This window comes from Stenotrophomonas sp. 71799_Sma, assembly GCF_056482505.1.
In genome coordinates this window covers 4658632-4678109 of sequence record NZ_CM151202.1, presented here as the reverse complement: position 1 = coordinate 4678109, position 19478 = coordinate 4658632, and the positions used below count along the sequence as shown (strand labels likewise).

Sequence of the window (19478 nt, the reverse complement as noted above, 5' to 3'; positions counted from 1 at the left end):
TGAACCAGGGGCGGCATCACGCCGCCCCCGGTGTCCTGCCTCAGTACGCGATCCAGGCGTCGCGCCACGCATAGCCGGTGCCCGGACGATAGGCATCGGCATTGATGTTGCACCAGGCGCCTTCCGGGAACGGGCGGCAGGCATACAGCTTGCCGTCAGTGCCCTTCACCACGGTCTCGCCCGGCTTGTAGCTGCCGAGGCCGGCCGGGTACACGAAGTCGAAGTCGCCGCCCGGCGGATCGACTGGATCGATCGGGCCCGGACCCGGCACCTGGGTTTCCAGCTGGAAGCGGTTGCCCTGCTTCAGGTACACGCGGTTGTCGGTGGCCGAGGCGACCGGCGTGATCACGCCGTTCTTCATCACGCCCACGCGCGCATGCTGTGCACTGGCATTGACCTTGCGGGCCAGGGCCAGCGGCCACTGCGTCGGGCTGGTCTGGCCAGCGGCCAGTTTGGTTTCCACGCGCTCCAGATCATTGCCGTTGGCATTGAACACACGCAGGGTCACGGTGCTGTCCACGTCCAGTGCGCCATTGGCGGTCACCGCGCCGGCATCCTGCCACTGCGGCGGCGGAACCACGCCACCGCCACCTTCGAAGCGCACGTCCATGCAGGTGTAGAACGCTTCCTGCGAATCCGAGCGCTGCCAGGTGTTGTAGATGATGTGCTGGCCAGTGCGCTTGGGCAGCGGGCAGTCCAGCTTGTAGACACCGCCTTCGGACAGCGGCACGTTGCCCAGGGTGCAGAATTCCTGCAGGTCGGCCCAGCGCAGCGGGCTGCCCGGCTGCCAACCGTCACGGGTGACGTAGAACTTCCACTCGCGGGTGGCGTGCGGCGCCGGCGCCAGGAATTCGAAGGTGTAGCGGCCACGCGAATCGGCGCGCATCGGCGTGGTCGGCCAGTCGCTGCGATTCAGATCGAGGCCGCGGTACTTGGGGATGCTGGCGCTGCACAGCTCGCCATCGCGCACCAGGTCGCGGTGGTTGCCATTGGCGTTGCCGTGGGCGATCGCGCTCCAGTCATAGAACGGCTGCGCGCCGCCGATGGCCTTGGCCGCGGCACAGGCCGGGTTGGTCGGGTTTTCCGGATTGCCTTCGTGGCACTGCTTCACGCGGCTGAGCGGCTTGGACATGGTGCCGTGGGCGAGGGCGCTGCCGGACAGGGCCAGGCCGGCAACGACGGACAGAGCGAGGACTGCCCGGTGGGACAGGTGCATGCAGGAACTCCTTTGCGAAGTGTGGGAAACCTCGCGCAGTCTTCACATGCAGGGCCGTCGGCAACATCGGACAAGTTTGAAATCGATGGCGGCTGTGTTCGATCTGCAACACGGTGCTCACTGTGCCGCCATCCGGGCGAAAGGCGGTGCACTGTGCACCGCCTCCCGCATCACTGCCTCAGTACGCGATCCACGCATCGCGCCATGCTGCACCCACGCCCGGCCGGTAGGCTTCGGCGTTGACGTTGCACCATGCACCTTCCGGGAACGGGCGGCAGGCATAAAGCTTGCCGTCGCCGCCCTTCACCACGGTCTGGCCCGGCACGTAGCTGCCGATACCGGCGGGATACACGTGGTCAAAATCACCGCCCGGTGATGGCGTGCCGGGGTCGGGCACCTGGGTATCGAGCTGGAAGCGGTTGCCATCCTTCAGGTACACGCGGTTGGCGGTGGCCGAGGCCGTCGGTGTGATCACGCCATTGCTGAGCACGCCCACGCGTGCGTGCTGGGCGCTGGTATTGACCTTGCGGGCCAGCGCCAACGGCCACTGCGCGGCCGCAGTCTGGCCACTGGCCAGGGTCGCTTCCACGCGTTCGACATCATTGCCGTTGGCGTTGAACACGCGCAACGCCAGGGTGGTGCCGACCGGCAGCTCGCCGCGCGCGGTGACCGGGCCGGCATCCTGCCACTGCGCTGCGGGCGGGGTGCTGCCACCGCCTCCTTCAAAGCGCACGTCCATGCAGGTGTAGAACGCTTCGGTCGAATCCGAGCGCTGCCAGGTGTTGTAGATCACATGCTGGCCGCTGCGCTGTGGCAGCGTGCACTGCAGCTTGTAGGTGCCATCGGCCGACAGCGGCGTGTTGCCCAGCGTGCAGAACTCCTGCAGGTCGGCCCAGCGCAGCGGACTACCCGGCTGCCAGCCGTCGCGGGTGACGAAGAAGCGCCAGTCACGCGTGGCGTGCGGCGCGGTTGCCTTGAACACGAAGGTGAACTTGCCGTTGGCATCTGGCTGGATCGGCGTGGTCTGCCAGTCGCTGCGGTTCACATCCAGCCCGCGGAAGGTCGGGTTGTTGCCGCTGCACAGCTTGCCATCGGGCACTACGGCCTGGTGGTTGCCGTTGGCGTTGGCCTGATTGATGCCGTTCCAGTCGTAGAACGCCTGCGAACCACCGACGGCCTTGGCGGCAGCACAGGCCGGGTTGGTCGGGTTCTCCGGATTGCCCTGGAAACAGGCATAGACGCGGCTGACCGGCGTGGTCATGGTGCCGTGGGCGAATGCGTTGCCGGCCAGGCACAGGCCCGCAGCGGCGAACGAGGTGGCCAGCAACAGCGGTGTGGATCGGAATGACATGGCGCTTCCTTGTGGTCGTCGAAAGAAAACGGTGACCGCAGGAGCTACGCTGCACGGCGGACTTTCGGCGGCACCACAGCGAGTATCGAGTCGCGATGCAGGGTGCGGAACCACCGAAGCGCCGATCCGTGACTGGGGGTGTGAAGCCCTTCCCGCAGGCTTCACGCGGGACTGAACGGATGCGTTGACCATCACGTCTTCGGCGTGGCATCGATCACGTCGTGGAGATCCTGCTACGTCGCCGGCATACCCACCCGATCTGCCTGGCACGAGAAGCAGCCGTGGGCCGCGTTGTGCAGTTGCACGAAGGCCACGGCAGGGTCGGCAAACAGCGCGTCCAGCCGGGCGGCAACATCACTGCCCGCGCTGATCTCTGCGGCCAGCATCAATGCAGTGTGGTCATAGGCGCGCAACGAGATCGTACGGCGCTGTACATAGGCGGGTACCTCGCCCGGCGGCAGCACGCAGCGCGTTACGCCACGCTGCACGAAGATCGGGCCCGAGGCGTGATAGGGCGAGTGCAGCGGCAGGTGCACATGGGACAACAGCAGCAGCTCGCTGCCGCTGGGCGGATCGCTCAGGCCGATCCGGCAGGGGTGTCCTCCTGTTTCGCCGGCCCAGCGACGCTGGATGCCCAGCGCAGCCAGCGCGGTGTCACTCTTCTCGAACAGATGCTGGAAGGGGCGGTGGTCGAGGCCACCGAGGTACCACGCATGCATGGGCGTCTCCTTGGTTTTCCCCGGATTCTGCGCACGCACCGGCCGTCATGCTCGCCGTTTTCAGACCCGGCATCGCCATCGGGCCAGGCAGTGCCACGGGGATCGCACCGCAAGGCGCTAAGATGCGCGCGCCGCCCCGGCCGATGAGCGCCGCATGTCCCTGGATTTCCCCACCATCACCGTGCTTGGCTTCCTGCTCTGCATCGGCATCGCCGTGGGGTTCTCATTGCTGCTGGTGGTGCTGCGCGGGCAACCGGTGCTGCGCCTGTGGACCGCCAGCCTGTGGCTGCTGACCCTGGGCGTGACCCTGCTTGCGCTGCGCCCCTACCTGCCGTTGGCGCCGGCCATACTGGCCGGTAATGCGGCGATGGCCGGTTGCGCGGTGCTGATGCTGCGCGGCGTGGCGCTGCATCTGGAACAGCCGCTGCCGCTGTGGCGGCCGTTGTTGTTGGCGGCCGCGTTCATGGCCTGCATCTTCGCCTTCCTGGTGTTCTGGCCGGACCTGGGCGTGCGCCTGCAGGTGTTCAGTGTGTTCACGCTGCTGGTCGATGGCTGGATCGCATGGCTGCTGCTGCGGCATGCCCCCGTGCAGCAGCGCACCAGCTGCCGTCTGGCGGCGGCGGTGTTCCTGGCCGAGGCGGCACTGTACGCGGTGCGCCTGTTCCTGCCGGTGGCGCCCGATGCCGGTGAGGACATCATGCGCACCGGCACGCCGATGTTCGTCACCTACATTGCCGGGGTGATGCTGGAGCTGGCGCGATGTTTCGCGATGGTGCTGCTGCTGGTCGAGCGCATGCTGGTCGATCTGCGGCGTGCGGCACGCACCGATGGCCTGACCGGGCTGCTCAACCGCAGCGCGGTGCTGGCCGATGGCCAGGCGCAGTTGCAGCGGCTGCGTCGGCAGGGCCGGCCACTGGCCCTGCTGCTGGTCGACGTCGATCACTTCAAGCAGATCAACGACCGCTGGGGCCACCTGGCCGGTGACCAGGTACTGCGTCACTTCGCTGCGCTGCTGCAGCATGGTTTGCAGGGCCACGACACGCTGCTGGGCCGCTACGGTGGCGAGGAGTTCGTGCTGGTGCTGGCCGGCAGCACACAGGGTGAAGCGATGGCGTGGGCCGCCGCGATCCGTACCGCTCTGCAGCAGAAGCCGGCGCGGCTGGGCACCGGGCCGGTGACGGTCACCGCCAGCATCGGCCTGGCCATGGACGACGGCCATGGCGACCTGTCCACGCTGCTGGCAGCGGCGGATGCGGCGCTGTACCGGGCCAAGGCCGCAGGCCGCGACCGCCTGGCCTGCGCCACGCCCGCGGAGATTTCGCGTCTGCCCATCGCCGACGACGCCGTGCCCGTGTAAGTTGAGTCACATCTTCCGCGGCAGCCCGTCGTGGTTGCCAGGAACGTCCTCCAGGGGAAACGAGCACGATGCAAAGACACCACCTCGCGTTGGCCGCAGCGTTGGCCAGCCTGATGCTTGCCGGTTGCAGCCAGTCACCGTCACCCGGCGCCGAAAGCGCCAGCGATGCACCCAGCCGCCGTTTCGGCACGATCGACTTCCAGCCCTGCACGTTGTCCACCGAAGGCGCCAGCGCCAACGTGGAAGCGCAGTGCGCCACCCTGCAGGTGCCGGAGGACCGGGCCCAGCCCGATGGCCGACGCATTGGCCTGCGCATCGCCTGGCTGGAATCGGGCAGCAGCGGCTCCAGCCAGCCCGACCCGGTGTTCTTCCTGGCCGGTGGTCCCGGCCAGGCGGCCAGCGAAGTGGCGGTCATCGTCGATACCGCGCTGCGCCAGGTGCGCAAGCAGCGCGACATCTTCCTTGTCGACCAGCGGGGTACCGGTGGCTCCAACCCGCTCAGCTGCCTCGGCGCGGATGGCAAGGAACTGGCCATGGACGAGGATGCCGCACCCACTGAAGCGTCGCTGCGCGACTACGCGCAGCGCTGCGCGGCCTCGCTGCAGGGGCGTGCCGATGCCCGCTTCTACACCACCACCGAAGCCATCGCCGACCTGGATGCGGTACGCCAGGCCTTGGGCGTGGACCGGATCAACCTGGTCGGCGGCTCCTACGGTACCCGCGTGGCCCAGCGCTATGCCGGTGCCTATCCGCAGCACACCCGCAGCATCGTCATCGATGGCGTAGTGCCCAATGAACTGGTGGTGGGCGGCGACTTCGCCACGACGTTCGAGGATGCGATCGCCCTGCAGTCGGCGCAGTGCCGCAAGGATGCCGCCTGCAGCAAACGCTTCCCGACCGACACCCGCGCGCAGCTGCGCAGCGTGGTCGAGACCCTGCGCCGTGCGCCGGTCTCGGTGGAGTATCGCGACCCCGGCACCAACCAGACCCGGCAGGATGTGCTGAGTCCGGACAGCGTGATCGGCCTGGCGTTCGCCTTCTCCTATGTGCCGCAGTATTCCTCGCTGCTGCCGCTGGTGCTCGATGAAGCCGCGCATGGCCGCTATGCACCGCTGGCGTCGCTGGCACGCGGTGCGAGCCGCAGCATGGATTTCCAGATCAACCGAGGCATGCAGTGGTCGGTGATCTGCAGCGAGGATGCGCCGCGTTACAAGGCGCCGGCCGAGGACCCGGAGCGACTGTTCGGCAACGACGTGGCCAGTGCCTTCTTCGCGGCCTGCCCGGTATGGCCGCACCAGCCGGCGCCAGCGGCCAATGCCGTGCCGCTGCGCAGTGACGTACCGGCGCTGCTGCTGTCCGGTGAACTCGACCCGGTGACGCCACCGCGCTATGCCGAACAGGTCCTCAAGGGCCTGCCCAATGGCCGCGCGCTGGTCGCCCGCGGCCAGGGCCACGGCACGCTGAGTGCTGGCTGCATGCCGCGCCTGCTCGGCCAGTTCATCGACAAGACCGATGCCAAGGCGCTGGATGCCGGCTGCCTGGACACGCTGAGCTACGTGCCGGCGTTCACCTCGTTCAACGGATGGGAACCATGATCGTCGCCGACAACCTGCACAAGGCTTTCGACACCCGCACCGGCCGCATCCAGGCGGTCTCCAATGTCGGCTTCCGCGCCGAGGACGGCCGCATCACCGGCCTGCTGGGCCCCAATGGTGCCGGCAAGACCACCACCATGCGCATGCTGTACACGCTGATGACCCCGGACCAGGGCAGCATCAGCGTCGATGGTGTCGATGCCGCACGCAATCCGGTGGAAGTACGCCGCCACCTTGGCGTGCTGCCCGATGCGCGTGGCGTCTACAAGCGCCTGACCGCGCGCGAGAACATCGCCTACTTCGGCGAGCTGCATGGCCTGTCGGCCGAGCGCATCCGCGAACGCATCGAAGTGCTGTCGCATGCCCTGGACATGGGTGACATCCTCGACCGCCAGACCGATGGCTTCTCGCAGGGCCAGCGCACCAAGACCGCGATCGCCCGCGCGCTGGTGCACGACCCGCGCAACGTCATTCTGGATGAGCCGACCAACGGCCTGGACGTGATGACCACGCGCGCACTGCGCCGCTTCCTGCTGGGCCTGCGCGAAGAGGGCCGCTGCGTGATCCTGTCCAGCCACATCATGCAGGAGGTGGCCGCGCTGTGCGATCACATCGTGATCATCGCCAAGGGCACGGTGATGGCTGCCGGCAGCGCCGATGAACTGCGTGCGCAAGCCGGCGAATCCAACCTGGAAGACGCGTTCGTGAAACTGATCGGCAGCGAAGAGGGCCTGCACGCATGAGCATGATGTCGACCCTGATGACGGTGATGCGCAAGGAACTGCGCGACCTTTCCCGTGATCGCCGCACGCTGCTGCTGACCCTGCTGTTCGGGCCGCTGCTATACCCGGTGCTGCTGCTGGGCATGGGCAAGCTGGCCGAGAGCCGGGTACGCACCCAGATCGAGCAGCCGCTGCAGATTCCGACCATCGGTGCGGAGAACGCCCCCAACCTGGTGCGTTTCCTCGCCGCGCAGGGGCTGAACACCGCACCTGCACCGAAGGACCTGGCCGAGGCCATCCGCAGCCAGGAGATCGACGTGGCGCTGCGCATCAGCGATGACTTCGGCAAGGACTGGGCCGATGGCAAGCCGGCGCTGGTGGAGGTGATCAAGGACAGTACCCGTCGTGCCGCCGAAGTGCCCAGCGCACGTCTGGAGGCGGCACTGGCCACCTACAACGGCCAGGTGGGGGCACTGCGATTGATGGCGCGCGGCATCGACGCACAGGTGGCGCGGCCGCTGGATGTGGCGCGCCAGGACCTGGCCAGTGCCGAGGCCAAGCGCGGCATGATCCTGTCGATGCTGCTGCCGGTGCTGCTCACGCTGACCTCGTTCATCGGCGGCGCCTATCTGGTGATGGATGCCACCGCCGGCGAGCGCGAGCGGCAGTCACTGGAACCGCTGCTGGCCACGCCCGGCTCGCGCAGCGCGATCGTCAGCGGCAAGATCGCTGCTGCCTGCGTGGTCGGGTTCGTATCGCTGCTGCTGACCCTGGTGGCGTTCAAGGTGAGCGCACAGATCGCGCCCGGCAACATCGGCCGCCAGTTCAACATGAACGTCGGTTCGATGCTGCAGATGCTGCTGGTGATGCTGCCGATGCTGATGATCGGCACCTCGCTGCTGACCTTCCTGTCGGCCGCGGCCAAGAGCATGAAGGAAGCGCAGAGCCACATGACCTGGCTGATGCTGCTGCCGATGATGCCTGGCTACGCACTGGTGGCGTACCCGCTGAAGAGCGAGCTGTGGCAGTACGCGGTGCCGTTCCTGTCGCAGAACCAGATGCTGCTGAAGGTGATCCGCCACGAGACGATCACGCCTGCGGTGTGGGCGATCTATCTCGGCGCCAGCCTTGGCCTGGCCGCAGTGCTATGGTTCGCCGCCGTGCGCCGTTACCACAACGAGCGTCTGGCGATCTCGGGCTGACTGCAAAAAGGGGACGGAGGGGATTAAGTCGTTTTTAACCCTCCGCCCCCTTTTTCTGAGGGCGCCCCCGCTTGCGCAGCACCACGGGGCGGCCCAGTGTCTGTTCCACCATCCGCAGGTAAGCTGCATTTCCCAACGGATGCTGCCCGGCACTGTGCGCGCGTATTGCCGGCAGGTCGGCGGACGCGTTCACGTCCCGCAGGAACTGCGCATAGAGCGTCGTCCGCTGTCGCTTGGTCGAGGCCAGTGCCTGAAAGGCGGGGTGTTCTGTCAGCATCGGATCATCGCGGCGCTGCAGGTTTCCATGCACGCTCGACCATGGGTGATCTTCCGGGGCGCCTGTCCTGCCTGCACGAACCGGATTGAGTTCGATGTAGCGATAAACGCTGAGCAGATAGGCGTCGCTGTCCACCATCGAAGAATGGAAGCGGCCCTGCCAGAGTGGTCCGCTGCGCTCATGCCGCTGATTGAACGCCTGGACATAGTTGTTGCCCTGCATCCGCATCGCGTTGGCCAAGCCGGCCTGAGTGGAGGGTGTGGCCAATAGATGGACGTGATTGCCCATCAATACATAGGCATGCAGCGCGACCTGATGCTTCAGGAAGGCGCTGTGCAAAAGGTGCAGAAACAGCTGGCGGTCGATATCGTCAACGAAGATCGCCCCCTTGTTCACACCGCGCTGGGTTACGTGATACGGCTGTTCGGCCAACATCAGGCGTGCTTGTCGAGGCATGGCAGTTCAGGGGTTTCAAGGAATCATCAGCCTGCCGCCTCCGTGACCGCGAAGGGCATCAGGCGATGCCGCGAGTTGATGTGGGGGAGGGCAGAAGCGACTTAATCCCCTCCGTCCCCTTTTCCATACCGCGCAGGCGTCACCCCCATCTCGCGCTTGAACACGGCGATGAAGGCACTGGGTGTGTCGTAGCCCATCGACAGCGCGACGCTGATCACCGGCTCGCCGGACAGCAGGCGTGGCAGTGCCAGCAGCACCCGCAGGCGCTGCCGCCACTGGCTTGGCGACAGGCCGGTCTCGGCCAGCCAATGGCGGGCGAGGCTGCGGCTGGACAGACCGCTGCTGGCGGCCCAGTCCTCGATGCTGCGGTTGTCGTGCGGTGCGCGCGCCAGTGCGGCGGCAAGTTTTTGCAGTCGCCGGTCATGCGGTTGTGGCAGGGCAAGCGGCAGAGGCGTGCTGGCGGCAATCTCATCGGCGATCACACCGGCCAGTCGTGCCTGTGTGGCATCCAGTGGAACATGCGGCCACTGCAGCGCCCGAATCACCGCGGCCTGCAGCAGCGGCCCCGGCTGGAAGATGCGAGGGGCTACAGGCAGGTCGGTGCAGGCCTGCGCGCTGAAGTACAGGCTCCAGCCGTCGAACGCACTGGTACTGGCCAGAGCGTGGGGCAGCGAAGGCGGTATCCAGGCGACATGACCCGCCGGCAGCAGCCAGTGCAGGTCGCCGACCTCGATCCGCAGCAGGCCCTGATGTGCACCCAGCAGCTGCCCACGTGCGTGCTGGTGGCGTGCCGTGCGGCGCGGACCCGGCAGGCGCAGCTGCGCCCCCAGCAATGCAGGCCCATCGGCGGCATTGGCCAGCGCCGGGTCAATCAATGCGGTGGTTGTCTGATCTGCCATATCAATTGGCAGTTATACGGCAGAAACGTCGCGTCCGGGCTCCGACACTGGAGCCCACTTCAACGGAGCGCTTCCCCATGCAGCCACAGGACATTCTTCCGGACCATCAGAACGAGGTGCAGGTAAATGGCCTCACCGTGCGCAAGGGCAGCGTGGGTGCTTTCCTGGCCAGCGTCCGCGACTGGCAGGATCCCGCCAGCGATGATGCCACCCGCGCCACAGCCGAATCTGACCTGCGTGCGTTGCTGCCGGGCCTGCACGCGCTGGGCCTGTTCCAGGTGCTGGCTGCGCGCGATCCGGCGCTGCAGCGCCTGATTGATGGCGCTGCCTGAAACGGACAAGGCCCGGACGGACCGGGCCTTGGCGTCATGGAGGTGGCAGAAACGACTTAATCCCCTCCGTCCCCTTTTTTGCGGTCAGCCGCCCGGTGCGAACACCAGGGTGCGGCGGGTGGTGACCGGCGCGTTGACCGGCTCGAAGCGCCAGCGCTTGACCGCGTTCAGGGCTTCGCGGTCGAAGGTCCGTCCCGACGTCGCGCGCAGCACGCGGGCGCTGACCACTGAGCCGTCGGTACCGACGGTGATCTCCACCAGCACTTCGCCCGACGTTCCCGAACGCAGTGCCTCGGCCGGATAGCGCGGCGCCGGCGTGCTGACCGGGCGGAGGGTGGGAGCTGCCGCGGCGGCTGCCTGGCGTGCGGCGCTGGCCTGTTGGGCGGCGGCCTGCTGCTGTTTCTGTTCGGCATCGCGACGGGCCGCGGCCTGGCGCTCGGCCTCCTGGCGCTCGTTGTCGCGGCGTGCGGCATCCTGCTGCGCGGCAATCTGCTTGGCCGCATCGGCTTCCTTGGCGCGCTGCTCGGTCAGGCGCTGCTGTTCGGCCTGCTGCTTGGTCCGGTCTTCGGCGTCCTTCTTGGCCTTCTCGGCTTCGGTCTCGCTGCGCTTGGCCGCATTTTCCACGCCCTTGGCCAGGCCTTCCTTCAGGCGCGGCAGGGCGGGAGCGGAGGCGTCCACCTTCTCGATCAGTGCCACCAGGCGCTGCGCCTCGGTGTAGTCCTCGCGGCCCAGGTGCTGCTCGGCGGCGATCAGGGTGTAGGGCAGCAGGTCGGTCAGCGCGCTCTTCACCGACGCGTCGTCCGGTGTCTTGTCGCGCAGGGCGAGGTAGTACTCGATGGCGTTGTCGCCGGCCGGCGCGTACATGCGGTTCTCGCGCAATGCCTGGCTGGCCGATTCACGCAGCTGTTCGGTGCCCATGGACTGCACCTTGGCGGCGACCACCGGTGCGGCCGGTGCAGCAGCGGCGGGTGCGGCGGCCGGGGCCGGTGCTGCAGATTCTTCCTTTCCCGAGCAGGCGGCCAGCGCCAGTGCCAAAGCAACCGGCAGCCACCGGCGCGCGGCGGTGATCGTTGAGACGTGCGACATCCTGCTCCCCTCTAGAAGACGACGTGACGTAAATCATTGATACGCATGGCCGGGACCTGTGGTCCGGGCGCGGAACGATGACGTTTCCCGACGCCACCGCCGGCAACGGCGAGGGTGCAATCTAGCATCCCGGCCACCGCCGCGTACAAGGGGCAGGGGCCGGGATGGGGCAGCGGCGAAGGATCGCTGCCGGTTGCCGCATCAGTGGTCGTGCGACTTGCTGTGGCTGTTGGACATCAGCTTGTCGGTCCAGGCAATACCGATCGCCGACAGGATGAACACGCAGTGGATGATGGTCTGCCACAGCACGCCTTCCTGGGTCATGGTCGTGCAGGTATCGACACCAGCGTTGTAGAAGCTGGTCGAAGCCGACGACACTGCTGCTGCCCATTGTTCCGGCTTGCACAGCGGCAGTCCCTTCAGCGCGCTGGTGGCGATGAAAGTCTTCAGCAGGTGGATCGAGGAGATGCCGATGATCGCCATTGCCAGCTTCACCTTCAGCACGCTGGCGTTGACGTGGCTCAGCCATTCCGGCTGGTCCGGGTGGCCTTCCAGGCGCAGGCGCGAGACGAAGGTCTCGTAGCCACCGACGATCACCATCACCAGCAGATTGGAGATCATCACCACGTCGATCAGGCCCAGCACGATCAGCATGATCTGCTGTTCGCCCATCGAGACCGAGTGGGACAGCAGGTGCCACAGTTCCTTGCCGAACAGGAACACGTAGACGCACTGGGCAAGGATCAGGCCCAGGTACAGCGGCAGCTGCAGCCAGCGCGAGGCGAAGATCAGCGAGGACAACGGGGACAGGGGGCGAGGACTGTGGCTCATGCAGGACAGTGCGTTTCGGGGGAGCCGCGAGGTTACCGGCCCGTCGTGACGGTGCCAACCCAACTCTCGCACTAGACTTCAGGTTCCTTTCCGCACCCCGAGCCGCCGCCATGATCGACCTGTATTACTGGCCCACCCCGAACGGCCACAAAGTGACCCTGCTGCTGGAAGAAGCCGGCCTGGAGTACCGCATCCATCCGGTCAACATCGGCTCGGGCGACCAGTTCAAGCCGGAATTCCTTGCGATCTCGCCGAACAACAAGATGCCTGCGATTGTCGACCACGCCCCGGCCGATGGCGGCGCCCCGCAGAGCGTGTTCGAGTCCGGCGCGATCCTGCTGTATCTGGCCGAGAAGACCGGCCAGTTCCTGCCCAGCGACCCGCGCGGCCGCGTGACCACCCTGGAGTGGCTGTTCTGGCAGATGGCTGGCCTGGGTCCGATGAGCGGCCAGATGGGCCACTTCAATGTGTATGCGCCGGAGAAGATCCCGTATGCGATCGAGCGCTATGACAACGAAGTGCGCCGCCTGCACGGGGTGATGGACAAGCGCCTGGCCCAGCACGCCTTCCTGGCCGGGGACGCGTACACCATCGCCGACATGGCCAGCTACCCGTGGATCGGCGCCTACGACAAGCTGCCGGTGGATTTCGCCGCGTTCCCGAACCTCAAGCGCTGGCACGAAGCGATTGCTGCACGCCCGGCCACCCAGCGCGCCTATGCCCTGCGCCAGCAGGTGAACCCCAACGCCGGCAAGCCGCTCAGCGACGAAGAGCGCAAGCACCTGTTCGGCCAGCGTTGACCCGGAACGGTGGGTGCCGACCGTTGGTCGGCATGCCTCATGGGCAGAAGGTCATGCTGCCTTCCCGCACGGGCTTGGTTAGGATGGGGGACGACCGCCCCGCGTCCATCGCGGTGGCGGACCTGCCGTTTGCCGGGATCCTCCATGCGCCACCTGTTCGCTTCGCTCGCCCTCATGCTCGCCACCAGTACCGCCGCCCACGCTGAAAAGCTGACCCTGGAAGCCATCACCGGCCCGCTGCCGCTTTCCGGCCCGACCCTGATGAAGCCGAAGGTCGCCCCCGATGGTTCGCAGGTCAGCTTCCTGCGCGGCAAGGACAGCGACCGCAACCAGCTGGACCTGTGGACCTATGACATCGGCAGCGGCCAGACCCGCCTGCTGGTGGATTCGAAGGTGGTGCTGCCCGGCACCGAGACCCTCAGTGATGAGGAAAAGGCCCGCCGCGAGCGCCAGCGCATCGCCGCGATGACCGGTATCGTCGATTACCAGTGGTCGCCGGACGCGCAGCGCCTGCTGTTCCCGTTGGGCGGTGAGCTGTACCTGTACGACCTCAAGCAGCAGGGCCAGGCCGCAGTGCGCCAGCTGACCCACGGTGAAGGATTCGCCACCGACGCCAAGCTGTCGCCCAAGGGCGGTTTCGTCAGCTTCATCCGCGGCCGCAACCTGTGGGTGATCGACCTGGCCAGCGGCAAGCAGCTGCAGCTCACCCGCGACGGCAGCACCACCATCGGCAACGGCGTGGCCGAGTTCGTCGCCGACGAGGAAATGGACCGCCACACCGGCTACTGGTGGGCGCCGGATGATTCGGCCATCGCCTTCGCGCGCATCGATGAAGCACCGGTGCCGGTGCAGAAGCGCTACGAGGTCTACGCCGACCGCACCGACGTGATCGAGCAGCGTTACCCGGCCGCGGGCGACGCCAACGTGCGCGTGCAGCTGGGCGTGATCGCACCGGCCGCCGATGCGCAGCCGCGCTGGGTCGACCTCGGCAAGGAACAGGACATCTATCTGGCTCGTGTCGATTGGCGCGATGCGCAGCACCTGAGCTTCCAGCGCCAGTCGCGCGACCAGAAGCAGCTGGACCTGGTGGAAGTGGCGCTCGATTCCAATCGCCAGCGCGTGCTCGCCCACGAGACCAGCCCGACCTGGGTGCCGCTGCACAACAGCCTGCGTTTCCTCGATGACGGCAGCGTGCTGTGGTCGTCCGAGCGCACCGGTTTCCAGCATCTGTACCGCATCGACAGCAAGGGCAAGGCCACCGCGTTGACCCACGGCAACTGGCCGGTGGACGAACTGCTGGCGGTCGATGAGAAGGCTGGCAAGGCCTACTTCCGCGCCGGCATCGAGACCTCGCGCGAAAGCCAGATCTACGCGGTGTCGCTGCAGGGCGGTGAGCCGCAGCGCCTGTCCAAGGCACCGGGCATGCACAGCGCCAGCTTCGCCCGCAATGCCAGCGTCTATGTCGACAGCTGGTCCAACAGCACCACGCCGCCGCAGATCGAACTGTTCCGCGCCAATGGCGAGAAGATCGCCACCCTGCTCGAGAACGATCTGGCGGACCCGAAGCATCCGTATGCGCGTTACCGCGATGCACAGCGCCCGATCGAGTTCGGCACGCTGACCGCGGCCGACGGCAAGACCCCGCTCAACTACAGCCTGATCAAGCCGGCCGGCTTCGATCCGTCCAAGCGTTACCCGGTGGCGGTGTACGTCTACGGTGGCCCGGCCAGCCAGACCGTCACCGACAGCTGGCCCGGCCGTGGCGACCACCTGTTCAACCAGTACTTGGCCCAGCAGGGCTACGTGGTGTTCTCGCTGGACAACCGCGGCACCCCGCGCCGTGGCCGTGACTTCGGTGGCGCGTTGTACGGCAAGCAGGGCACGGTGGAAGTGACCGACCAGCTGCGCGGCGTGACCTGGCTGAAGCAGCAATCGTGGGTGGACCCGGCGCGCATCGGCGTGCAGGGCTGGTCCAACGGTGGCTACATGACCCTGATGCTGCTGGCCAAGGCCTCGAACCAGTACGCCTGTGGCGTGGCCGGTGCGCCGGTCACCGACTGGGGCCTGTACGACAGCCACTACACCGAACGCTACATGGATCTGCCGGCGCGCAATGAAGCGGGTTACCGAGAAGCGCGCGTGCTGACCCATATCGACGGCCTACGCTCGCCGCTGCTGCTGATCCACGGCATGGCCGATGACAACGTACTGTTCACCAACTCGACCAGCCTGATGAGTGCGCTGCAGAAGCGTGCACAGCCGTTCGAGCTGATGACCTACCCGGGTGCCAAGCATGGCCTGTCCGGCGCCGATGCCCTGCATCGCTACCGCGTGGCCGAAGCCTTCCTGGGACGTTGCCTCAAGCCCTGATCCAGCAACGGGAAGGAGCCCGCCGATGACCCTGCCACCGCCGATTCCCGCCCATGACCCGGCATCCGCCGGTTGGTGGTGCCGCCACTGGCGCTGGGCGATGCCGTTGATGGTGGTGCTGGTGCTGGGTGGTGCAGGGGGTGTGGTGACCTGGAGCGTGCTGCGCTGGAGCGAGGCGGCACGCGAGAGCCCGCCGATGCGCGAGGCGCTGCGACGCGCGGGCTGCAGTATTGAACTGGTGGAAGCCTTTGGCGAGCCGCTGCATATCGAATCGATGCCGCTGGGCAGCATGCAGACCGCGATGAACGGCCAGCGCGACGTCGGCCTGACCGTTGCGCTGGAAGGACCGCATGCGCACGGCCGGCTGTTCGTGCAGGGCAGCCGTCGCGATGAAGTCTGGGATTACCCGGTGATGTATGTACTGGCCGAAGACAAGCAGACCTTCGACCTGACTGCACTGGATGACGACGAGGCTGCGGGGGAGTGCGAGCTGCAGGCCTGCCGTGAGCGTGGCGAATGCCCGCTGACCGCCGCGCTGTGACCGCAGGTCGCGCGGCCGGGTAAGGGCGGCCATGTAGAGTCGACTGTTAGTCGACTGCTCTCCACAAGACGCCTGAAAAACCCCGCGCTGCGCGCGATAGTCGACTGACAGTCGACTCTACCCATCAGCCGCGCCGTGACCTCCAGCCGATTGTCGCCATCGCCGTGAGCGCGTAAGTTGCGGGCAACCCTTTGCTGGAGTGTCCCATGAAGCCGATTGCGCTCGCTGTTGCCCTGGCCCTGACTGCCGCCCCGTTGCTGTCCGCACCGCCGGCGCTGGCTGCACCCGCCGCCAAGGCCGCCACTCCTGCCAGCCCGGCCTGGGTGGCCCGCAGCAATGCACTGGCGCAGATCCTGCTTGATGCACAGGGTCCGTTCCAGCCGGAGGAAACCGGCTTCTTCGGCGTTCCCGGCTACGACGACAAGGTGGCCGACCTCGGCCCGGACAACGGCAAGCGCTACCGCGCCGCGATGGCCAAGGCCCGCGACGAACTGAAGGCGAAGCTGGCCACCGAGCAGGATCCCAATGTCCGCCAGGACCTGGAGATCATGATCCACGCCGCCAGCCAGAACATCGAAGGCAGCGAGCTCAACGAGAAGTACCTGTTGCCGTGGAGCGATGCGCCGCAGACGGTGTTCAGCGGCCTCAACCTGCTGCTGTCCGACCAGGTGCCGGCCGAGCGCCGGGCCAAGGCGCTCGACCGCCTCAAGGCCTACGCCGGCCTGCAGCCGGGCGGCACCGCCTTCACCACGCTGGCGCGCCAGCGCTATGAAGAGCGCTTGAAGGACAGCAGCCTGCTGCAGCCGACGAAGATCGAAGTGCAGCAGTCGCTGGACAACGTCGAGACCTACATCACCGGTATCGAGTCGCTGCTGAAGAAGTACCAGATCGCCGGTGCCGATGAAGCAATGAAGGCGCTGGCCGGGCAGATGAAGGACTACGCCGCCTGGACGCGCACGACCGTGCTGCCGAAGGCACGTGCCGACGCACGCCTGCCGGCGCCGCTGTACGCCTACCAGCTCAAGCAGGTCGGCATCGACATCGACCCGAAGCTGTTGATGCAGCGCGCGCAGCTGGAGTTCATGGAAACCCGATCGGCGATGCAGCAGCTGGCGCCGCTGGTGGCGAAGGACAAGGGCCTGAAGGTGGCCGACCCGAGCGACCCGGTGGCGGTGATCCGCGCGCTGAAGGCTGACAAGATCGCCGACGATCATCTGGAAGGCCACTACCGCAAGGTGATCGACGCGATCGATCCGCTGATCCGCGAGCACGCCATCGTCGACGTGCCCAAGCGTGCCATGCAGATGCGACTGGGTTCGGCCGCCGAGAGCGCCGCCAGCCCGGCGCCGCACTTCCTGCCGGCGCCGCTGGTCAACAACACCGGGCAGCAGGGCACCTTCGTGCTGCCGCTGGGCAATCCGGCCGCCGGTCCGGGTGCGCAGTACGACGACTTCAACTTCGGCGCGGCGGCGTGGACGCTGAGCGCGCATGAAGGCCGCCCCGGCCACGAGCTGCAGTTCACCGCCATGGTCGAGCGCGGCGTCTCGCTGGCACGCACGATGTTCGCGTTCAATTCGGTGAACGTGGAAGGCTGGGCGCTGTATGCCGAAGCCGAGATGGTGCCGTACGAGCCGCTGGACGGGCAGATGATCGCCCTGCAGTTCCGCCTGCTGCGGGCTGCGCGCGCGATGCTGGACCCGATGCTCAACCTCGGCCTGACCGACCGCGCCAACGGCGAGCGCGTGCTGATCGAGCAGGTCGGCCTGTCCAAGGCGATGGCCACCCAGGAACTGGATCGCTACATGGTGCGCATGCCGGGCCAGGCCGGCAGCTATTTCTACGGCTACACCCGCATCCTGGAACTGCGCATGCAGACCGAGCTGGCACTGGGCGCGAAGTTCGACCGCCTGGCGTTCAACAACTTCCTGCTCGACCAGGGCCTGCTGCCGCCGGACCAGCTGGCCGATGCGGTGAACAAGGTGTTCGTGCCGAAGTACAAGCGCTGAGCATCACCGGTAGTGCCGGCCACTGGCCGGCGCCGCGGGTTTCGTGCCAACCAAGGTTGGCACCTACCAGAGCGATGCGTCGGTTGTTGCAGGGGTAGTGCCGGCCGCTGGCCGGCAATCGCCGTTGGTAGATGCCGACCTTGGTCGGCGCTGTGGGTTTCGTGCCAACCAAGGTTGGCACCTACCAGAGCGATACGTCGGTTGTTGCAGGGGTAGCGCCGGCCGCTGGCCGGCAACCGGTGTTGGTAGATGCCGACCTTGGTCGGCGCTGTGGGTTTCGTGCCAACCAAGGTTGGCACCTACCAGAGCGATGCGTCGGTTGTTGCAGGGGTAGTGCCGGCCGCTGGCCGGCAATCGCCGTTGGTAGATGCCGACCTTGGTCGGCGCTGTGGGTTTCGTGCCAACCAAGGTTGGCACCTACCAGAGCGATACGTCGGTTGTTGCAGGGGTAGTGCCGGCCGCTGGCCGGCAATTGCCGTTGGTAGATGCCGACCTTGGCCGGCGCTGTGGGTTCGTGCCAACCAAGGTTTGCACCTACCAGAACGATGCGTCGGTTATTGCAGGGGTAGTGCCGGCCGCTGGCCGGCAATTGCCGTTGGTAGATGCCGACCTTGGTCGGCGCTGTGGGTTTGTGCCAACCAAGGTTGGCACCTACCAGAGCGATGCGTCGGTTGTTGCAGGGGTAGTGCCGGCCGCTGGCCGGCAAGCGCCGTTGGTAGATGCCGACCTTGGTCGGCGCTGTGGGTTTCGTGCCAACCAAGGTTGGCACCTACCAGAGCGATACGTCGGTTGTTGCAGGGGTAGTGCCGGCCGCTGGCCGGCAATTGCCGTTGGTAGATGCCGACCTTGGCCGGCGCCGCGGGTTTCGTGCCAACCGAGGTTGGCACCTACCAGAGCGATGCGTCGGTTGTTGCAGGGGTAGTGCCGGCCGCTGGCCGGCAAGCGCCGTTGGTAGATGCCGACCTTGGTCGGCGCTGTGGGTTTCGTGCCAACCAAGGTTGGCACCTACCAGAGCGATACGTCGGTTGTTGCAGGGGGAGTGCCGGCCGCTGGCCGGCATTTCCCTTGGGCGAAGAGGATTTCTGAGGTTGCCGGCCAGCGGCCGGCACTACCGGCGGTGACCCTCTCGGGTCACCGCTGCGGCTGCGGTGTGATCACCTGTGTCGGCAACCGCGCGGGCGGTGCCGGATTCGGCACCCAGATCGCGACGCCGGCGGCGCGCTTCTGCGTGGTCGGAATACCGATGCCGACGCCGCCACCGACGTGCGAACCGAACGTGCCGGCGCCGACCGACATGCCCACCGGCGAGCCACTGCTGCCCACGCCCATCAACACCACGCCATTGGCGCCGAGCGCGGCGGCCTCACGCTTCAGGCGTGCCACGGCGGCATCGGTCTGGCCCTGGGTGCCGAAGCCGACGGCGGACGCCGATTCCAGCTGGGCGATTTCCTGGGAACCGGCCGGTGGCGTCGAATAGATCTGCACCAGCGCCGGATCGATCGGTGCGCGGGCGCGGCCCAGCATCACCTTGGAGGTACTGGCACAGCCAGCGGCGACCAGCAGGATGGCCGCCAACGCGGCCCAACGGATGTTCATGGCACGACCCCTGTAGGACTGGTTGCGATCATCGGCGGGCCACTCTGAATCGGCGCCAACACCCGGGCCAGGGCACGCACGGCAGCACGCTAGCACGGCGGGGGTGACAGCCCCGCCAATGG

17 protein-coding genes are annotated in these 19478 nt (G+C 67.0%); 9 read left to right on the top strand and 8 right to left on the bottom strand.

The features are described 5' to 3' along the window. Positions 1 to 40 precede the first annotated feature (40 nt). The 3 genes from ACZK4Z_RS21580 to ACZK4Z_RS21570 form a co-directional block, all read right to left on the bottom strand. On the bottom strand, positions 41 to 1216 hold the full coding sequence (locus tag ACZK4Z_RS21580; RefSeq protein WP_125895399.1) for a lytic polysaccharide monooxygenase: 1176 nt from the start codon (positions 1214 to 1216) through the stop codon (positions 41 to 43). 178 nt (positions 1217 to 1394) lie between these two features. After that, the gene (locus tag ACZK4Z_RS21575; RefSeq protein ID WP_049400887.1) at positions 1395 to 2567 is read right to left on the bottom strand and encodes a lytic polysaccharide monooxygenase; all 1173 of its coding nucleotides are present in this window, start codon (positions 2565 to 2567) and stop codon (positions 1395 to 1397) included. A gap of 233 nt (positions 2568 to 2800) precedes the next feature. Then, on the bottom strand, positions 2801 to 3286 hold the full coding sequence (locus ACZK4Z_RS21570; protein ID WP_125895400.1) for a DUF1203 domain-containing protein: 486 nt from the start codon (positions 3284 to 3286) through the stop codon (positions 2801 to 2803). Between the two features lie 154 nt (positions 3287 to 3440). Between ACZK4Z_RS21570 and ACZK4Z_RS21565 the strand changes: the two genes are divergently transcribed. From ACZK4Z_RS21565 to ACZK4Z_RS21550, 4 genes are all read left to right on the top strand, one after another. Further along, positions 3441 to 4643 (top strand): GGDEF domain-containing protein, encoded by a 1203-nt coding sequence (locus tag ACZK4Z_RS21565; RefSeq protein ID WP_125895401.1) that lies wholly within the window; start codon positions 3441 to 3443, stop codon positions 4641 to 4643. Positions 4644 to 4711: 68 nt separating this feature from the next. Beyond that, positions 4712 to 6238 carry an alpha/beta hydrolase gene (locus tag ACZK4Z_RS21560; protein ID WP_100469880.1) on the top strand — a complete coding sequence of 509 codons (1527 nt, stop codon included), beginning with the start codon at positions 4712 to 4714 and terminating at the stop codon, positions 6236 to 6238. Next, positions 6235 to 6981 carry an ABC transporter ATP-binding protein gene (locus tag ACZK4Z_RS21555; RefSeq protein ID WP_012512433.1) on the top strand — a complete coding sequence of 249 codons (747 nt, stop codon included), beginning with the start codon at positions 6235 to 6237 and terminating at the stop codon, positions 6979 to 6981. Before ACZK4Z_RS21560 ends, ACZK4Z_RS21555 begins: the two co-directional genes overlap by 4 nt. Next, a complete protein-coding gene (locus ACZK4Z_RS21550) occupies positions 6978 to 8162 on the top strand; it encodes an ABC transporter permease (protein WP_125895402.1) in 1185 nt (394 codons plus the stop codon). The genes ACZK4Z_RS21555 and ACZK4Z_RS21550 overlap by 4 nt, the downstream gene beginning before the upstream one ends. A gap of 34 nt (positions 8163 to 8196) precedes the next feature. On the opposite strand, the gene ACZK4Z_RS21545 is transcribed toward ACZK4Z_RS21550, so the two are convergent. Then, on the bottom strand, positions 8197 to 8895 hold the full coding sequence (locus ACZK4Z_RS21545) for a transposase (protein WP_125895403.1): 699 nt from the start codon (positions 8893 to 8895) through the stop codon (positions 8197 to 8199). Between the two features lie 101 nt (positions 8896 to 8996). Next, positions 8997 to 9794, bottom strand: coding sequence for an AraC family transcriptional regulator (locus ACZK4Z_RS21540; RefSeq protein WP_125895404.1), 798 nt, complete (start codon positions 9792 to 9794; stop codon positions 8997 to 8999). Between the two features lie 77 nt (positions 9795 to 9871). Between ACZK4Z_RS21540 and ACZK4Z_RS21535 the strand changes: the two genes are divergently transcribed. After that, the gene (locus ACZK4Z_RS21535; protein WP_125895405.1) at positions 9872 to 10126 is read left to right on the top strand and encodes a hypothetical protein; all 255 of its coding nucleotides are present in this window, start codon (positions 9872 to 9874) and stop codon (positions 10124 to 10126) included. Positions 10127 to 10210: 84 nt separating this feature from the next. Here the strand turns inward: ACZK4Z_RS21535 and ACZK4Z_RS21530 are convergent, their stop codons facing one another. Beyond that, positions 10211 to 11212 carry an energy transducer TonB gene (locus ACZK4Z_RS21530; protein WP_125895406.1) on the bottom strand — a complete coding sequence of 334 codons (1002 nt, stop codon included), beginning with the start codon at positions 11210 to 11212 and terminating at the stop codon, positions 10211 to 10213. 201 nt (positions 11213 to 11413) lie between these two features. Continuing rightward, positions 11414 to 12043 carry a TIGR00645 family protein gene (locus tag ACZK4Z_RS21525; RefSeq protein WP_032129129.1) on the bottom strand — a complete coding sequence of 210 codons (630 nt, stop codon included), beginning with the start codon at positions 12041 to 12043 and terminating at the stop codon, positions 11414 to 11416. Positions 12044 to 12153: 110 nt separating this feature from the next. Here ACZK4Z_RS21525 and ACZK4Z_RS21520 point away from each other — a divergent pair, with 110 nt between their 5' ends. From ACZK4Z_RS21520 to ACZK4Z_RS21505, 4 genes are all read left to right on the top strand, one after another. Continuing rightward, positions 12154 to 12843 (top strand): glutathione binding-like protein, encoded by a 690-nt coding sequence (locus ACZK4Z_RS21520; protein ID WP_032129128.1) that lies wholly within the window; start codon positions 12154 to 12156, stop codon positions 12841 to 12843. 144 nt (positions 12844 to 12987) lie between these two features. Further along, on the top strand, positions 12988 to 15213 hold the full coding sequence (locus ACZK4Z_RS21515) for a S9 family peptidase (protein ID WP_032129127.1): 2226 nt from the start codon (positions 12988 to 12990) through the stop codon (positions 15211 to 15213). A gap of 25 nt (positions 15214 to 15238) precedes the next feature. Beyond that, positions 15239 to 15754 carry a cytochrome c oxidase assembly factor Coa1 family protein gene (locus tag ACZK4Z_RS21510; protein WP_293798438.1) on the top strand — a complete coding sequence of 172 codons (516 nt, stop codon included), beginning with the start codon at positions 15239 to 15241 and terminating at the stop codon, positions 15752 to 15754. Positions 15755 to 15960: 206 nt separating this feature from the next. Beyond that, positions 15961 to 17760 (top strand): DUF885 domain-containing protein, encoded by a 1800-nt coding sequence (locus tag ACZK4Z_RS21505; protein WP_180838682.1) that lies wholly within the window; start codon positions 15961 to 15963, stop codon positions 17758 to 17760. A 1131-nt stretch (positions 17761 to 18891) separates the two neighbouring features. Here the strand turns inward: ACZK4Z_RS21505 and ACZK4Z_RS21500 are convergent. Next, a complete protein-coding gene (locus ACZK4Z_RS21500) occupies positions 18892 to 19356 on the bottom strand; it encodes a hypothetical protein (RefSeq protein ID WP_014038879.1) in 465 nt (154 codons plus the stop codon). Positions 19357 to 19478: the final 122 nt, after the last annotated feature.

Excerpts from the sequence above, each read along its gene's own strand:
- ACZK4Z_RS21580 (WP_125895399.1), bottom strand. The coding sequence starts at position 1,216 with ATGCACCTGTCCCACCGGGCAGTCCTCGCTCTGTCCGTCGTTGCCGGC.
- ACZK4Z_RS21575 (WP_049400887.1), bottom strand. The coding sequence starts at position 2,567 with ATGTCATTCCGATCCACACCGCTGTTGCTGGCCACCTCGTTCGCCGCT.
- ACZK4Z_RS21570 (WP_125895400.1), bottom strand. The coding sequence starts at position 3,286 with ATGCATGCGTGGTACCTCGGTGGCCTCGACCACCGCCCCTTCCAGCAT.
- ACZK4Z_RS21565 (WP_125895401.1), top strand. The coding sequence starts at position 3,441 with ATGTCCCTGGATTTCCCCACCATCACCGTGCTTGGCTTCCTGCTCTGC.
- ACZK4Z_RS21560 (WP_100469880.1), top strand. The coding sequence starts at position 4,712 with ATGCAAAGACACCACCTCGCGTTGGCCGCAGCGTTGGCCAGCCTGATG.
- ACZK4Z_RS21555 (WP_012512433.1), top strand. The coding sequence starts at position 6,235 with ATGATCGTCGCCGACAACCTGCACAAGGCTTTCGACACCCGCACCGGC.
- ACZK4Z_RS21550 (WP_125895402.1), top strand. The coding sequence starts at position 6,978 with ATGAGCATGATGTCGACCCTGATGACGGTGATGCGCAAGGAACTGCGC.
- ACZK4Z_RS21545 (WP_125895403.1), bottom strand. The coding sequence starts at position 8,895 with ATGCCTCGACAAGCACGCCTGATGTTGGCCGAACAGCCGTATCACGTA.
- ACZK4Z_RS21540 (WP_125895404.1), bottom strand. The coding sequence starts at position 9,794 with ATGGCAGATCAGACAACCACCGCATTGATTGACCCGGCGCTGGCCAAT.
- ACZK4Z_RS21535 (WP_125895405.1), top strand. The coding sequence starts at position 9,872 with ATGCAGCCACAGGACATTCTTCCGGACCATCAGAACGAGGTGCAGGTA.
- ACZK4Z_RS21530 (WP_125895406.1), bottom strand. The coding sequence starts at position 11,212 with ATGTCGCACGTCTCAACGATCACCGCCGCGCGCCGGTGGCTGCCGGTT.
- ACZK4Z_RS21525 (WP_032129129.1), bottom strand. The coding sequence starts at position 12,043 with ATGAGCCACAGTCCTCGCCCCCTGTCCCCGTTGTCCTCGCTGATCTTC.
- ACZK4Z_RS21520 (WP_032129128.1), top strand. The coding sequence starts at position 12,154 with ATGATCGACCTGTATTACTGGCCCACCCCGAACGGCCACAAAGTGACC.
- ACZK4Z_RS21515 (WP_032129127.1), top strand. The coding sequence starts at position 12,988 with ATGCGCCACCTGTTCGCTTCGCTCGCCCTCATGCTCGCCACCAGTACC.
- ACZK4Z_RS21510 (WP_293798438.1), top strand. The coding sequence starts at position 15,239 with ATGACCCTGCCACCGCCGATTCCCGCCCATGACCCGGCATCCGCCGGT.
- ACZK4Z_RS21505 (WP_180838682.1), top strand. The coding sequence starts at position 15,961 with ATGAAGCCGATTGCGCTCGCTGTTGCCCTGGCCCTGACTGCCGCCCCG.
- ACZK4Z_RS21500 (WP_014038879.1), bottom strand. The coding sequence starts at position 19,356 with ATGAACATCCGTTGGGCCGCGTTGGCGGCCATCCTGCTGGTCGCCGCT.